Source organism: Enterobacter cloacae complex sp. 2021EL-01169 (assembly GCF_020733125.1).
In the GTDB taxonomy this organism is placed as follows: domain Bacteria; phylum Pseudomonadota; class Gammaproteobacteria; order Enterobacterales; family Enterobacteriaceae; genus Enterobacter; species Enterobacter roggenkampii.
This window is the reverse complement of the sequence record NZ_JAJFTC010000001.1, coordinates 467255-483292: the sequence shown is the minus strand read 5'-3', so window position 1 is coordinate 483292 and position 16038 is coordinate 467255. Positions and strand designations below refer to the sequence as shown.

General features: G+C 53.2%; 13 protein-coding genes and 1 riboswitch. Of the genes, 5 read left to right on the top strand and 8 right to left on the bottom strand.

The genetic code is table 11. From position 1 onward, the window contains the following. Window positions 1-13: 13 nt before the first annotated feature. Both thiD and thiM read right to left on the bottom strand, forming a co-directional pair. Window positions 14-814, bottom strand: coding sequence for a bifunctional hydroxymethylpyrimidine kinase/phosphomethylpyrimidine kinase (thiD, locus tag LLF79_RS02190; protein WP_058673313.1), 801 nt, complete (start codon window positions 812-814; stop codon window positions 14-16). Beyond that, window positions 811-1581: a hydroxyethylthiazole kinase gene (gene thiM, locus LLF79_RS02185; RefSeq protein ID WP_063435782.1), complete on the bottom strand. Its 771-nt coding sequence runs from the start codon at window positions 1579-1581 to the stop codon at window positions 811-813. Before thiM ends, thiD begins: the two co-directional genes overlap by 4 nt. Window positions 1582-1616: 35 nt before the next feature. Then, a riboswitch (TPP riboswitch) is annotated at window positions 1617-1713 on the bottom strand. 615 nt (window positions 1714-2328) lie between these two features. Here thiM and LLF79_RS02180 point away from each other — a divergent pair. Both LLF79_RS02180 and LLF79_RS02175 read left to right on the top strand, forming a co-directional pair. Beyond that, window positions 2329-3402 (top strand): YadA C-terminal domain-containing protein, encoded by a 1074-nt coding sequence (locus tag LLF79_RS02180; RefSeq protein ID WP_227879044.1) that lies wholly within the window; start codon window positions 2329-2331, stop codon window positions 3400-3402. 222 nt (window positions 3403-3624) lie between these two features. Then, window positions 3625-4086: a hypothetical protein gene (locus tag LLF79_RS02175; protein WP_227879043.1), complete on the top strand. Its 462-nt coding sequence runs from the start codon at window positions 3625-3627 to the stop codon at window positions 4084-4086. A gap of 78 nt (window positions 4087-4164) precedes the next feature. On the opposite strand, the gene LLF79_RS02170 is transcribed toward LLF79_RS02175, so the two are convergent. Both LLF79_RS02170 and LLF79_RS02165 read right to left on the bottom strand, forming a co-directional pair. Next, window positions 4165-5598: a glycoside hydrolase family 32 protein gene (locus tag LLF79_RS02170; protein ID WP_227879042.1), complete on the bottom strand. Its 1434-nt coding sequence runs from the start codon at window positions 5596-5598 to the stop codon at window positions 4165-4167. Between the two features lie 16 nt (window positions 5599-5614). Next, complete coding sequence (locus tag LLF79_RS02165) at window positions 5615-6856, bottom strand: MFS transporter (protein WP_065102681.1); 1242 nt, start codon at window positions 6854-6856, stop codon at window positions 5615-5617. Window positions 6857-7094: 238 nt separating this feature from the next. Here LLF79_RS02165 and LLF79_RS02160 point away from each other — a divergent pair, with 238 nt between their 5' ends. The 3 genes from LLF79_RS02160 (at window position 7095) to LLF79_RS02150 (ending at window position 11296) form a co-directional block, all read left to right on the top strand. Next, window positions 7095-8102, top strand: a complete 1008-nt coding sequence (locus LLF79_RS02160) for a LacI family DNA-binding transcriptional regulator (RefSeq protein ID WP_126348420.1) — start codon at window positions 7095-7097, stop codon at window positions 8100-8102. 332 nt (window positions 8103-8434) lie between these two features. Beyond that, window positions 8435-9811, top strand: coding sequence for a diaminobutyrate--2-oxoglutarate transaminase (locus LLF79_RS02155; RefSeq protein ID WP_014884533.1), 1377 nt, complete (start codon window positions 8435-8437; stop codon window positions 9809-9811). Window positions 9812-9829: 18 nt separating this feature from the next. Then, a complete protein-coding gene (locus LLF79_RS02150) occupies window positions 9830-11296 on the top strand; it encodes an aspartate aminotransferase family protein (protein ID WP_045351908.1) in 1467 nt (488 codons plus the stop codon). A gap of 36 nt (window positions 11297-11332) precedes the next feature. Here LLF79_RS02150 and LLF79_RS02145 read toward each other — a convergent pair whose 3' ends face one another. The 4 genes from LLF79_RS02145 to LLF79_RS02130 all read right to left on the bottom strand — a co-directional run bounded on the left by LLF79_RS02145 (window position 11333) and on the right by LLF79_RS02130 (window position 15693). After that, window positions 11333-11848: a protein disulfide oxidoreductase gene (locus tag LLF79_RS02145; RefSeq protein WP_047747975.1), complete on the bottom strand. Its 516-nt coding sequence runs from the start codon at window positions 11846-11848 to the stop codon at window positions 11333-11335. A gap of 76 nt (window positions 11849-11924) precedes the next feature. Then, window positions 11925-14105 (bottom strand): polysaccharide biosynthesis tyrosine autokinase, encoded by a 2181-nt coding sequence (locus tag LLF79_RS02140; protein WP_227879041.1) that lies wholly within the window; start codon window positions 14103-14105, stop codon window positions 11925-11927. 17 nt (window positions 14106-14122) lie between these two features. Further along, complete coding sequence (locus tag LLF79_RS02135) at window positions 14123-14554, bottom strand: protein-tyrosine-phosphatase (protein ID WP_021241484.1); 432 nt, start codon at window positions 14552-14554, stop codon at window positions 14123-14125. A gap of 2 nt (window positions 14555-14556) precedes the next feature. After that, window positions 14557-15693, bottom strand: a complete 1137-nt coding sequence (locus LLF79_RS02130) for a polysaccharide export protein (RefSeq protein WP_179367135.1) — start codon at window positions 15691-15693, stop codon at window positions 14557-14559. Window positions 15694-16038: the final 345 nt, after the last annotated feature.

Here is a 16038-nt window from a genome sequence, read left to right as displayed (position 1 = left end):
CCAGTATACTGGCTTACCACCATGCATGAAAATGGTGTACCGGCCCAATACCGTGACCGACTTCCAGAGTATCGGCTTTTGCCAGCGCCGCCGAGAGCCAGGCTTTTGCTTCGCTAACCGTATCGGCCCAGCTTTCATGACGTGGGCGCAGCGCCGCCAGCGCGGCCGAGAGCGTACAGCCCGTGCCGTGGGTATTTTTGGTCTGCACGCGCGGCGCGGTAAAGCGTAGTTCGCCGTCGCGGGTGAAGAGCCAGTCCGGACTTTCCGGATCATCAAGATGCCCGCCCTTCATCAGCACCGCCCCGCAGCCCATCGCCAGCAGCGCATTGCCCTGCTCTTTCATTTCCCGTTCAGTTTGGGCGTGCGGCGCGCCCAGCAGCGCGGCAGCTTCCGGCAGATTGGGCGTGATGAGCGCTACCTGCGGCAGCAGCTTATTGCGCAGCGTCTCGACGGCGGAGGCGGAGAGCAGCGGGTCGCCGCTTTTTGCCAGCATGACGGTATCCAGCACCACGTTTTGCACCTGATAGCGCTTAAGCCGTTCGGCCACCGCTTCCACAATGTCCGTTTCGGCCAGCATGCCGATCTTGGTGGTATCAATACGCACGTCGCTGAACACCGAATCCAGCTGCGCGGCAACAAAATCTGGCTCGATGCGGTAGACCGACTGCACGCCGCACGTGTTTTGCGCCACCAGCGCGGTGATGACCGAGCAGCCGTACGCGCCCAGCGCCGAGAAGGTTTTCAGGTCTGCCTGGATACCCGCGCCGCCGCTGGGATCGGTGCCGGCAATGGTCAGGGCGTTAATCCGTTTCATGCCTGCTCCTCCAGCGTGTAGAGCGCGTCGAGGAACGCGCTGGCAAAACTGCCCGGGCCGCGCGAGTGCGCAACGGCCACCGTTCCGGCCCGCTTCATCCATCCGCAGGCGGCGGCGATGTTATCCAGCCGGTCACCCGGCAGCGAGCAGCTCGCCGCCACAACGGCAGAGAGCGCGCACCCGGTTCCCACCACGCGCGTCATCAGCGGGTCACCGCCGGTTACCGTTCGGGTGCGTTGCCCGTCCGTGATGTAGTCCACCTCGCCGGTGACCACCACAATCGTATTGATCTGCCGTGCCAGCGCCTGGGCAGCAGGCACCGCGCTGGCGGCGGTATCGGTCGTATCGACGCCGCGCCCGCCCGCGCTCATCCCGGCGAGGGCAAGGATTTCGGAAGCATTGCCGCGAATGGCCGCCGGTTTCAGGGCAAGGATTTGATGGCAAAACCGGGTGCGGAACGCCAGGGCACCCACGGCAACCGGGTCCAGCGTCCAGGGTTTGCCTGCCGCTACCGCACTTTCAATAGCACGACGCATCGACTGGGCGCGCGGCGCGGTCAGCGTGCCAACGTTAACCAGCAGCGCATCGGCTATCGCGGCAAACTGCTCGGCCTCTTCGGCCTCGATCACCATCGCCGGAGATGCGCCAAGCGCCAGCAAAATGTTGGCCGTAAAGGTCTGTACGACGTCATTCGTCATACAGTGGGTCAGCGGAGAACGGGTTCGGAAGTGGTGTAAAACGTGTAAATCGAGCAGGTCAGGCTGCATGGGTTCGCTCCTGCCTTGCGTGAAGAAGCGATGACCGGGAAGGCATCTGACTTCCCTACGCTGGCATTATCCAGATCAGGTAATACGGGTATTTCTCAGCCTTCACAAAGAAGGGCACCCCGAGTCAAAATACTTTTAAAACAATGATTTATTAAAATCAATGTTCTCAATCAGTGTAACCGTGGCCACTGGCCAGGCGCAAGGAGTTTTGATTTATCACGGCAGCGTTCGCGTTATGAATCTCCCTAAACACGTTTTCGCTAGCATCTTCAACATAAATATTTTTTCCTGGTATATCCCGGAACAAAAATGAGCTGAGTTCATTTTCATTCGAAACTGACGAAAGGTTCGATAATAAATAATCGGCAAAAACCCATAAATTTACATAAACTGTTATGTGTATTATTAACCCATTTTAATCAAAACAGTTAAATACAATTAATGTATTGGTGTTTTATATCTAATTTCACCCTCATCCATTATGAACGGCTATCTTATTGTATTATAAGATTATTAGTCCGGGCCTTTCTGGATCGACTCGTTTAGCTATTCCTGCTATTTATGATTTAGATCAATAATCAAAATTACACATTCATAGATAGTTACTGCACGTTACGAAATAAGTTATCAAACCAAAATTTCCACCGTTAATCGTGAATTAATTCAGATATAACAAGACGTTGTATCTTCCCGCCAGGATAGCGCCCTTACTTTATTTTTTCTTGTAGTGATGATGAGAGCTTTAAAATGAACTATTTAAATACAACAGCTATCGCTGTTTTTGGTTTTGTGTTCGCTGGTTCAATGAATACCGCAAATGCTGCGGAAGTAAACGTAAACCTTGACGATAACGTCAATAATCCAGGTGCTCACATTCAAATTCAGGGTACCGATAAAACCGCCTATAACCTTGATAACATCGAGGGGAGTAACATTAAGCAAGACGGGCAAATCTATAACCTTCAGGGCGATATTGACAGAGCAAATACAGCTATTAATAAAGCACAAGATACAGCTAACACCGCTCAAGATGGCGTAAACGCTAACACTCAAGCTAACGCTATCCTTAATCAGAAAGTCGACGATAACAAAGCAGATCAAACAATCATTGATAACAAACAGAATATATTGATTGATAACACTAATAATAAAGCAGATGCGGCTTTACAAGGCGTTGTTACTAACGGTCAAGCAATCATTGATACAAACACAAGAGTAGATAAAGCTGAACTCACCGCTACCAATGCGAACAACAAAGCAGACGCTAACACTCAAGCGCTGGCAGGTAAGGTAGATAAAAGCATTTTCGACGCCGATCAGGATAGACAAGATCACGCTCTTCAGGATGCCTCTGACAAAGCGACTCAGGCATTTAATACGGGCGCTTATGCGCAATCTTTAGCGGTTGATGCACAAACGGTAGCCGCTGCTAACAAAGCTGCTGTTGCTAACGTTCAGTCACGCCAGCAAACGCAGGAAACGACGATTCAGAATCACAGCGCACAATTAGCGAATCATGAATCACGTATTACTGCGTTAGAGAGTCAAAATAACGCTAAGTTCTCTTCTCTGGAGAATCAGCAGAATGAGGATCGCAAGGAATATCGTGCTGGTATCGCTGGCGCTGCTTCTCTTGCTGGTTTGCATTACGTTGATACAGATAACGCGGTTGCCGTCGGTGCTGCCAACTTCAAAGATGCGCAAGGTTACGCAGTCGGTTACCGTCATAAGTTCGCTGAGAATATAGCCGCTACCCTCTCTACATCAGGTACATCCAACGGTGATGAAATTGTTGCGGCGTCCGCATCTTACGGATGGTGATTTAACAATATTAAATTAAAATGCCAGCAAATCGCCAATCAGCTAAAAAACTCACCATTGAGTTTAATTAGCTGGCTATAACTCAATACATTGCTGCTAGCACAAAAATGACAAAGTACATTTTTATCTCCGCTGTTTTGTATCTCACTTTTATTTTATTAGGGATATGGATCGGCTTGATGTTAGGCACCTATATTTATAATTGTAATTACTGAGGCAATAATGAAAAAGTTAATGATGGTAGCGACTATATTATCTCTTGCTGCGTGTTCCTCACCAGCTCAACGGATGGCTGATTGTCAAAGCAAAGGAGTGAGTAAAGATGCTTGTTATATTGCAGAGCAAAACCGCACCACAGCCATTAACGCTGCGGCTGAAAAACAGGCTTTAGAGAATGCTGCTCAACTTGCACAGTCAGCGCACAGGCGCCTTCCTGAAGGCTGCACTCAGGTTATGGATGCTGCCGGTCGTTGTGATAGCAAGGCAGCCAAAGTAAGCGGTGATTTAAAAAAGTTATCAGGTGATGCGGATCACGTTATGAATAAGCCTGTCTCTGATGCTGCTGAATATCTGCTTTCGAAAGGCTGGAAGCCAAATAAAGGTTCATGGCACAAGGGTAGCTATATTATGCAGCTGGTTGTCGAAAAAGAGAGAGTTGTAAACGCACAATTATCAAAAATGTGATCTTTGCAGGACGCTACCACCTGATAAGATTTACGTAGCCCCATGTTTATGGGGCTTTGTTTTAGCTCGTTAATAGATTTACTCCAGCTGCCACGCCCCGCCATGAATAAGTGATGCTCCTCCCGTCCAGGCAAATAACGCCAGCTCGCGGCAGTCGGCATCAGGATATATACGGCTGCTGAGGCACGCCTCACCCTCGTTAACAAACACTTCCACGGAGGAGCTATCAAAGAACAAACGAAGATTAAGCGCGTTGCTAAGGTTAAGCGCGACGCTTCGGGTCCCGCACAGGCCATACTGCGGATAGTCTCGCTCCAGCACCAGGCGCTGCATCTGGGCATCAACATAAAGACGTAACCCGTCGCCAAGACGAATGCCGTACTGCTCCGCACTGCTGTTGGCGCAATCCCACTGCAGAATGACCTCCATCGCATCGCAGTGTTCCACCAGCGTCATCTGCTGGTTATTAAGCGTACTTATCGGCCAGGGGAACCACGCCCCGCGCAGGCTTTCCACTTCTCGGGCTGGCCGCATCTGCAGGCGGTTATCCGCGCTCAGCGTCAGTTCGCGCGGTAAAGAGAGCATGCCAGCCCAGCCATCCTCCTGTTCCGGAAGGGGAGATTCCCACATGTCCAGCCAGCCGATAACGAGGCGTCTGCCATCCGGCGTCAGGAAACTTTGCGGCGCATAGAAATCATGCCCGTAGTCCATCTCCACAAATTCACCTTCACGCATAAAGGGCTGACCAGGCTGCCATTCGCCTACCAGATAGCCGCTCTGGAAGAGATTGCGATGTTTAAATCCGTCTGCCGCCAGCCCCTGAGGCGAAAACATCAGCACGCGTTTACCATTGAGAGTGAAAAAGTCCGGGCATTCCCACATATAACCCAGCTCTTTTTCAGCCACCGCGAGCACGCCCCTGTCCTGCCACTCAAGCAGATCGGCAGACCGGTACACACGCACCTGGCCCGTATCCCCCTCGCGCGCGCCAACGACCATGTACCACCACGCCCCTTCACGCCATACCTTCGGATCGCGGAAGTGATGCAGCCCGGGCGGTGTATCAATGACTGTCCCGTGCCGCACAAAATGGATGCCGTCACGGCTGGTTGCCAGGCACTGAACCTGGTAGAGATTAGCCTCATCGCCGGGATCGCCGTGGAATTTGTGGCCGGTGTAAATCAGCACCAGCGTGTCGCCATCCACCACCGCTGAGCCGGAAAAACAGCCGTCCTTGTCGTCTGGCCCTTCCGGGGCCAGCGCAACCGGGAGGTGCTCCCAGCGAACTAAATCTTTGCTGCGCGCATGGCCCCAGTGCATCGGCCCCCACTGGGTCGAATACGGATGGTGTTGATAAAAGGCGTGATACCAGCCGTCAAACCAGACCAGGCCGTTCGGGTCGTTCATCCAGCCAGCGCGCGCGGCGAGGTGGTAACGGGGATACCAGCGCAGATTAAGCCCTTCGCGTCTGGACTGCAGTTCCTGTTCTGCTTTCGTAATGGAATACATCATTTCTCTACTCTTTCGATCAGATGGTGGAAGGTTGCGGCATGAGCGGGTCAGAAGAGGACTTACCCGAGCGCAACAGGAAGATGGAGATAAACGTGGTGCTGAAGACCAGTAGCCCCATGATGAGATAGGACTGGGCAAAGCCGTATTTCTCATAGCTGTAACCTGCCAGCGGCGACAGCACCGAGGCAATCACCGAGCTTGTACAGGCAAAGCCCACCAGATAGAGGGTGGAAGAGAGTCGCTTATCAAAATGCAGGCTGTTGTATTTAAAGATGGAGACCAGCAAAACGGGCAGTTCAACCGCGTGCAATAGCTTGGTAATGGAGATCAATACCGATCCCTCAACCAGACCCGATGCCACCATACGCATCGCCATCACCATTCCGGCGAAAATCAGGCCGTTTTTCGCACCGAGGCGATTCACCAGCCACGGGGCGCAGAACATGCCCGCCGCTTCCAGGAAAACCTGGAAGGAGTTGAGATAGCCGTACATGGCGTTTCCTTCCTGCAGCGTCGGGAACTGTGAGGAGAAATAGACCGGGAACTGCTGGTCGTAAACGCCGTAAATACAGGTGCCAATAACGAAAAACACCAGCGCCCAGAAGCGCGGCAGCGTCAACAGGCGTAAGGCATCCTCCAGCGTGACCTTACCGCCGGATACCGCCTCCTGCATGGCGTGCGGCGCGGAAGAGACTCTTAGGCGCGCCAGCAACACAAAAAACACCAGCCCGGCGCAACTCGCCACCGCGAAGTTCAGCTTCGGATTGATGTTGAACAGCAGACCGGCAAAAAAGGTTGCCACCGCCCAGCCAAGGGATCCCCACATCCTCGCCTTGCCAAACTCAAACTGACTCTGGCGGGCCACGCGCTCGGTATAGGATTCCAGTACACCAATCCCGCCGTTAAACGTCAGCCCGATATAAATCCCGCCGAAAATACTGCCGAGTAACACGTTAATCTGCAGCAGATAACCAAACAGCAGGAAGGCCGGACCGGAAAGAATGAGCAGGCTGGTCAGAAACCAGAGCAGGTTTTTTCGCAGGCCGAGTTTGTCCTGAATGAAGCCGTAGCAGATTTGCGCGCACAGCGCGGAGACAGACAGCACGGCATAGATGACCCCCGTATCCCCTGCCTTTAACCCCACCTCCTGGTGAAGCCAGATAGAGAGCAACGAGCCGGAAGATGACCACGTGACAAAAAAGAAAAACAGTAATGCGCTTAATAAAGGGTAGCTGTGAGAGTGATGCGTTTTCATCATGACATTCTCATGTTGGAGTAATGACGCAATGGTAACGTTAACATTTACGTTTTCTCATGCTGTTTGGCTGAAATTTAAGATGTTAATCACGAAAGTTAACGTTAACATTAAGAGAATGAGATCGCGATCAAATATTCATCACTGAGGTAAACATGACCCGGCCTGGGCATCAGCCTTTCTTTTACATCAGCGACTTAGTTGTATACCCTTTCACGCAGAGCATTCACGGAGTAAGACAATGGCTTCCCTGAAGGACGTCGCAAAGCTGGCTAACGTATCGCTGATGACGGTCTCCCGCGCGCTGAACAGCCCGGAGCGCCTTAAGCCGGAAACGCTGGCGCGCGTTCAGCTGGCTATCGAGCAGACCAGCTACGTGCCCGATCTGTCCGCCAAGAAAATACGCGGCGCGCATGCCTCGCCTAAAACCATAGGGGTACTGGCGCTCGATACGGTGACGACGCCGTTCTCGGTGGAGATCACGTTGTCTATTGAAGAAACGGCCAGAATGCACGGCTGGAACAGCTTCGTGATGAATATGTTTACCGATGACAATCCGGACGCCATTGTCGACCTTCTCCTCTCTCATCGGCCCGACGGAATTATCTACACCACCATGGGGTTACGTCAGGTTCCTCTCCCGGCCAAACTGCTCACCCTTCCCTGCGTGCTGGCCAACTGCGAAAGCGACGGCGAAAAGGTCGCCAGCTATATTCCCGATGATGAGCAAGGGCAATATACCGCCGTGCGGGCGTTACTCGCGGAGGGTTATCGACGCCCTCTCTGCCTGCATTTACCTGAGGGGCATCTGGCCACAACCCGCCGTCGTCAGGGGCTGGAGCGTGCATGCCGTGAAGCGGGGCTCGATCCGGACAGCCTGGAGCACTGCTATATGGCACTCGGCGATGATCACTATCGCGACATTCCGGCCGTGTTGCTGGCGCACATGCAGAATGGCATTCCCAGGTTCGACGCCGTTATCTGCGGTAACGATCGTATCGCGTTTATGGTGTACCAGACGCTACTGGGACAAGGGCTTCGTATACCGGACGACGTCGCGGTGATCGGCTATGACAATATGGTGGGCATTGGGGAGTTGTTCCTTCCTCCTCTCACGACGGTACAACTGCCGCACTATGAAATTGGTCGCCTGAGCGCCCTGCATATTATTAACGGTGAAGAACATCAGGAAACCACGCGCGTAGAAAGTCCATTTTTACTGCGTGATTCCGTTGCACAGGCAACGTGAGCACCGTTTTCTGCACCTGCCGGATAAACAGGGAAAGCTTCCCTCCTTTTATGCCGTTCAATGGCACGATTTGTCACACTCTTTTCTGCGGCTTTACACACCGGGCAAATAGCCTGTAACTAGCTGTTTTTATTTGGCATAAAATACAATTTTCATTTTAAAAAAGGGGATATTTCCTCGCTATACACACGTGTCACAAAACAGTAAACAAATTAACCATTGAGCCCCGTGGCAAAAGGCTCTATATTGGCGGCGTTTTTTTCAGGCCCCTTCTGTTTTTTAACTTTTTATTCAATCGTGGCTCATAACGAAGCGGCGGTTGTAGGAGTGATATGATGACGGATAAAGTCCGTATTGACACCGTAGATGCCCACAAAAGCAACGAAACCTATCTGGCCCGTCAGGCCGAGTTTGAATCTAACGTCAGGAGTTATCCGCGCAAACTGCCTTTAGCCATCACTAAAGCAGAAGGCGTGTGGATCACCGATGCAGATAATAAAGAATACCTTGACTGTTTAGCAGGTGCAGGGACCCTTGCGCTTGGCCATAACCATCCTGATGTGCTGAAAAGCATCCAAAATGTCATTACCAGCGGCTTGCCGTTACATACTCTGGATCTGACTACGCCTCTGAAAGACGCGTTTTCCGAATACCTGCTCTCTCTGCTGCCTGGTCAGGGCAAAGAGTACTGCCTGCAGTTCACCGGTCCATCCGGGGCTGACGCCGTTGAAGCAGCGCTGAAGCTGGCGAAAAAAGTGACCGGCCGTAGCGGTATCATCAGCTTCTCTGGTGGTTACCACGGTATGACCCACGGCGCACTGTCCGTGACCGGCAACCTGTCTCCGAAAGAAGCGGTAGACGGTATGATGCCAGAAGTGCAGTTCATGCCTTACCCGCACGAATACCGCTGCCCGCTGGGTATCGGTGGTGAAGCGGGCGTGAAAGCGCTGACTTACTACTTCGATAACCTGATCAACGACGTTGAAAGCGGCGTGCGTAAACCTGCTGCGGTGATCCTGGAAGCGGTTCAGGGCGAAGGCGGCGTGAACCCGGCTCCGGCTGAGTGGCTGCAGCGCATCCGTAAAGTGACTCAGGAACACGGCATTCTGCTGATCCTCGACGAAGTTCAGGCTGGCTTTGCCCGTACCGGTAAATTCTTCGCCTTCGAACACGCGGGCATCGAGCCAGACATCATCGTGATGTCTAAAGCCGTCGGTGGCGGTCTGCCGCTGGCCGTGCTCGGCATCAAAAAGCAGTTCGACGCATGGGCGCCAGGTCACCACACCGGTACCTTCCGCGGCAACCAGCTGGCGATGGCAACCGGTCTGACGACGCTGAAAATCCTGAAAGACCAGAACATCGCAGGCAAAGTGGCGGCACAGGGCGAATGGCTGAAAGGCCAGCTGAAAGAGATGGCGAAACGTTATCCGGTTATCGGCCACGTGCGCGGTCTGGGCATGATGATCGGTATTGAGATCGTTAAGCCGCACGAAGCCGCTGACCACATGGGCTGCTTCCCGGGCGACGGCGAGCTGTCTGCACTGATTCAGAAGAAGTGCTTCGAAGCCGGTCTGATTCTGGAGCGCGGTGGTCGTAACGGTATCGTTCTGCGTCTGCTGCCTTCTCTGCTGATCAGCGATGAAGAGCTGAAGATCTTCCTGGATAAATTTGAGCAGGCACTGCTTGCTGCGGGCGTTCGCCCGGCGTAACCGGAGTTATTGATTACGATGTCTGATTCAAACCCAATTTTGTTCTCCTCTGCGCAGAGCATTGAAGCTTACCAGCAGGCGATTGAACAAAGCACTCAGGCTGTGATGCAGTGGCTGAAACAGCCTGAGATGTACCAGGGCAAAACGGTCGCGGAACTGCGCGACCGTATTAAGCTGGATTTCAACCCGAAAGGGCTGGGCAACGAAGCGGCGATTGAACGCGCCGTGGAGTTCTTCCTGAAAGACAGCCTGTCCGTTCATCACCCGCAGTGTGTGGCGCACCTGCACTGCCCAAGCCTGGTCGTAAGCCAGGCGGCGGAAGTGCTGATCAACGCCACTAACCAGAGTATGGACTCCTGGGATCAAAGCCCGTCCGCAACCATCATCGAGATCAAACTGATCGAGTGGCTGCGTACCCGCGTGGGTTATCAGGCTGGCGACGCCGGTGTCTTCACCAGCGGCGGAACCCAGAGCAACCTGATGGGCCTGATGCTGGCGCGCGATGCGTTCTTTGCGCGTCAGGGTCACTCCGTTCAGCAGAACGGTCTGGTGGGCGATCTGCGTAAGATCCGCGTACTGTGCTCTGAAAACGCGCACTTCTCCGTGCAGAAAAACATGGCGCTGATGGGTCTGGGCTACCAGTCCGTGGTGCAGGTGAAAACGGACGAATTCTCCCGCATGGATCTGACCGATCTGGCGGCGAAAATCGAACAGTGCAATGCGAACGGCGAGCAGATTCTGGCGATCGTCGCAACGGCAGGTACCACCGATGCCGGCGCTATCGATCCGCTGCGCGCCATTGCTGAACTGGCGGCGAAGCAGAACATCTGGGTACACGTTGATGCGGCCTGGGGCGGCGCGCTGCTGATGTCTGAGCAGTATCGTCACTACCTGGACGGCATTGAGCTGGTGGATTCCGTCACCCTGGACTTCCACAAGCAGTTCTTCCAGACCATCAGCTGCGGCGCGTTCCTGCTGAAAGAAGCGCGCCACTATGAGCTGATGCGCTATCAGGCGGCTTACCTGAACTCTGAGTTCGACGAAGAAGCCGGCGTGCCGAACCTGGTCTCCAAATCTCTGCAGACCACCCGTCGTTTCGACGCGCTGAAGCTGTGGATGAGCCTGGAAGCGCTGGGTCAGGAGCAATACGCGGCGATCATCGATCACGGCGTGACCCTGGCACAGCAGGTTGCGGCGTACGTGAAAGCGCAGCCTGCGCTGGAACTGGTTATGCAGCCGCAGCTGGCAAGCGTGCTGTTCCGCTTCCGTGGCGAGGTGCAGGCAGATGATGCCGGTATCGCCCTGCTGAACCAGAAAATTGGTGATGCGCTGCTGGAATCCGGCCGTGCAAACGTCGGCGTGACCGAGCATAACGGCGTGACCTGCCTGAAGCTGACGCTGCTGAACCCAACCGTGACGCTGGAAGATATCAAAATCCTGCTGTCTCTGGTTGAGCGCACCGCGCAGGAAGTTCTGGCTAAGTAATATAAAACCCCTCTCCCGCCGGGAGAGGGGTTATTCTTATAAGCCCGCCCACCACATCCTGATTTTTAATCCCCAGTAGCTCGTCCAGCCCGTTGTGGTACTGACCACGTTCCCCTTCGATACAATGACTAACGTCGGCGTCACGCTCACCTGCCACGCCTGCGACAGCGCACCGTTTTCATCGTTTATCACCGGCATTTTAAGCTGTTTCTTGTCAACCCAGCGTGCAAGCTTTGCGTTATCACCAGAGCGCATGGCGATACTCACCACGTTCCCGCCCTCTTCTGCCAGCTGATTAACCGCAGGCGTGGTGTAACGGCAAATGCTGCACCAGGTCGCCCAGACGTAGATCAGCAGCGGACGCTCCTGGCTGAGCGCCGCAATATCATGCATTTTTCCGTCGATGCTCGTCATCGGCGTTGCACTAAAACTGGCGGGGAGTGTCGGTTTTCGGTATTGATCAACTCCCCACGCCACGGCCAGCGTCAGCAGAACGAGTATTACCCCTTCCCGCGCCCAGCGGCGCAGTCGATTGAATTTGCGGTTATCCATTGTGACCTCGCGTTTTAACGAAGGTCATCTTAACGGGCAATACACCATCACGCTGTAAAGAAATGTCGCATCAGGGTTACTCCCGGGTATAGCCATAGTCGTAAGCGCTATACCCCGAGTTGTAATAGAGCGCCGCCGATTTCACAATGTCATTAAGGATCACGCCATTCACCTTTACGTTCATCCGTTCCATACGCTTAAGGCTGGTCTCGATCTCTTTCACGCTGGTTTTACCAAAGCGGGCGACCAGCAGCGTAGTGGCTGCTGCTCTGGCGATCAGCAAAGCATCCGTCACTGCAAGCACAGGTGGAGTGTCGATAATCACGATGTCATACCGCTTTTCAATCTGCGCCATCACATCCTGGAAGCGATCACTCATGAGCAGGTCAACAGGATGCGTAGGTTGAGGTCCGCAGGTCAGTACATCAAAACCGCCTTTCTCAAAGCGTTGAACCGCCTCCTGCCACTCAACGGTTCCGTCGAGCACGCAGGACAACCCCCGATGATTGTTCAGCCTGAACACATTGTGGACATACCCTTTGCGCATATCCGCATCAACAAACAGCACCCGCTGTCCGGCCTGTGCCACAATCGACGCCAGTGAAGTACTGACCAGCGTCTTTCCGCAGTCCTGCGTGGGGCCAGACACCACGACAACCCGGTTTGCGGTATCCATCATGGTAAAATGCAAACTGGTGCGCAGCCCACGCATCGCCTCGACAAACGTATCAGCCGGACGGTCAATGGGCAGGAAAGGCACGTTCGATATCCTGTGCTTCCAGTGGGAAGTAAACAGGTTTCTCCTGCGCAGGTGCGTTTTTTTCCATAACCATACCGAGCGCGGAAGCGTTACCAGCAGCGGCATCCCGAACTCTTCCAGTTGTTCTGACGACGTAATGCCCCGCTTGAAGGCGGAACGCACTAAAACCGTTCCGGCAGAGAGGAGCAGCCCTATCATCATACCAAACAGAATGATGAGGGCTTTGCGCGGTTTGACAGGGGCCGGCTGCGTCACCGCCGGGTCTATGATCCGCACATTCCCGATAGCGCTGGAGCGCGAGATGCTCAGCTCTTGCTGACGCGTCAGCAACTGCATGTATACGGCGCGCCCGGATTCAACATCACGACTCAGGCGTAATATTTCCTGCTGCGTGGATGGCATGGAGGAGACGCGGCTATACAGGCGCGCGCGTTCCCGCTCAAGCGTTTGTTTTTTCTCCAGTAAAGCACGGTAGGTGGGATGGTCCTTTTTGAACAGCTGAGAGACCTCTGCCTCGCGAAACGTCAGCTCGTTAAGCTGATTTTCCACGTTAACCACCTGATCAAGAACCGACTTTGCCTCAAGAGATAAATCGACCGAATCGCTTTGCTCTCGATAAGCATTCAGTCGCGCCTCGGCTTCATCCAGTTCGCGACTGATTTTAGGTAACTGATCCTGTAAGAACGTGAGGCTACGGGAATCTTTAGCTTCCTGGCGCGCAATGTTCTGGCTGAGAAAATTTTCGGCAATCGTATTAAGTACCGTAGCGGTCTTGCCGGGATCGTCACCCGTTAACGTTAAGGCGATCATTCCACTCTGTTTCGACGACTCCACAACCGTCAGTCTGCTCTGAATGGCGTTGATCGCCTCAAGCCTGGTAACGATGCTGAGGGTAAACTGGGTTCCCGGTGCCGCATTGAGGGAGGTCACCAGAAGAGAGACGCCCTCTTTAAGTAGCGCTTTTCCAACAACGCCCTCTGCCTCAAGCGTTTGTCCCTCAAGACGATATCGCCCTTGCTCGAGAACAGTGAGTAAAAGCGTTTGTGGATCCCCCTCCACAGACGGAATATTCAGCGAGCCAATCGTGATTTCAGCGGGGTTGCGCCCGTGAACGTGCTCCCAGAAAGCCCCAATGACGGGGAACAAGCGCCTATCAGCCTCGTAGGTCAGCCCTAACCGATCAACGGTCTGTCCGAGGACCATCCGTGATTTAAGGAGTAAAAGTTCTGGAGCGACATCGGGTGAGAGATCGGATCTGAGCGAGGTCAGGTTCTTGAGCAGCGCGTTGCCCTGCTTCGCTTCGACCTGCACCAGGGCATCAGCCTGATAAACCGGCGTGACGCTGAAGGCGTAGATCCCCGCACATACCGTGAACAGAAGCGTAACGCACGCGATCATTACCCGGTGATCGAACATCTCAGCAAGCAACTGAATGAGATCCATTTCGTTATTCTGCGGTGTCGCAGCACTATATTTGTCTGATTTAGAAGACGACATTACGGCTTCATTCCTTGTTAACTCAAACGACGAGCCCATTCCTGACTGGCTTTCCCCAATTGCCCGAAAACATATTCAAAGGCTTCACGGCTTTTGCGATACGGGTCGGGAATGTCCTGGGTTTCCAGCCATTGTCCAAATAGCAGCGATTTTCCCCGGTTCTCCGGGGCCATTGTGGCAATAAAACGAAGGTGTTCCGGCTCCATCACCAGAATCAAGTCGGACTGTTGCAACAGACTGCACGTCACCCTGCGGGCAACGTGCCCCTCCAGCGAAAGGCCGTGACGCAAGGCCACAGCCTGCGCACTCGCATCCGCCGGGCGTCCTTCTAGTCCGAAAATACCTGCAGAGGTGACCTGCCTGCCGGGTAATTGCTGACGCAATAGCCGCTCACCAATGGGTGAGCGGCAAATATTGCCGGTGCAGACCACTAAGATTGAATGGAACATGACTACGGCCACGATCTGATGTTACGAACGGTTTCGGTCAGGTCATGTACGCCGCTGATGGTGGGCACCAGTTGGGAGATCACGCGATTCCAGCGCGATAGCGGTGCCGTGGTGACGTAGACAATGTCATACGGCTCAAGCTGGAATTCCGTACCCAGCACCATGGCTGAAGCATCTTCCGCATTCAGCTGATAGATATTGGCGATTTTGTCGGTGTCACTTTTTTTCGATACCTGGCGAATAACAAAAATGCCGGTTGCATCGGCCATATTTTGGTTAAGCCCCCCGGCATTGCCCAGGGCCTCGGCCAACGTCATGCCGCTACGATCCATCTTAAGGGTGCTCTGTTTCACCACCTCGCCCATTACGAACACTTTCAGCGCGTCGTTCCGGGGAACAAACAGGATATCGCCAGGATAAAGCAGCTTATTTTGGGTCAAATCGCCATGCTGCATCAGGGCATAGAGTGAGAGGTGGGCGTCCTGTCCATTGTGTGTGAGCACGACGTTACGCCAGTCGGCATCCGCCGAGAGCCCACCCGCGGCGTTAATCGCATCCATCACCGTCAGCGGAATATTGGTTATCGGCTGTTGACCCGATTTTTCCACCTCTCCGGTGACGTAGGCTTTTTGTGAACGGAAGGAGGCTACGCTGACGTCCACCTGCGGGCTCTCAATGACGCTATCCAGTCGAGCCGTAATCTCTTCACGTACCTGTGAAACCGTTTTTCCTGCCACCCGCAGTTTACCGACATAGGGATAAAAGAGCGTACCGTCAGCGTTGACCCAGTTGCCTGTATCGCTCGCGCTACGATATTGTCCTGCGGGCGTTGTTAATTCAGGGTGATCCCAGACGGTGACCGTCAGGATGTCGCCTGCACCAATACGGTATTCCCAGTTTTTGATCTGCTTGTCCAGATTAGGATTTGCCTGAGATTTCGACACGGGCGGACGCAGTTTTTCAATCCACTCCGGGGTCAGCGGAAAAATTTCCACGCGCTTATCAAGCTGATAATTTGCCTCTTCCGCCGAAATAACTTTCTTACCTGACACACTTAAGTTCTGACCAGGTGAAAAAACACACCCTGTTAACTGACTAATACTGAGAAATAACAGCGAAAATGCAGTTGTACTTTTCATTAATATAAATGTTTCTTTTTAACGTTGCGTTTATCGTTAAGCCTGTAAAAAGACCCAATCCAACCCCATGAAATGTAATAAATTATGCTTATGAGAGATGAACTTCCTGTCCTTATAAAACACACCTCACCCGCGTTTTAAAAACAGATCCTATACTCGACCTGGTTAAAAAAACGGATGTCAGCACGCTTCATCCGGAGGCAATATTAAATGCTCTTCAGAGAGAAAGCATTCGCCTCGCTTTCTAACTTTGATATGGAAAGTTATTTTCAGAATTAATTAATGAAATGATAAATATTAAAAATATAATGCATCGACAATATTCCCGATACTGATAAACATCAC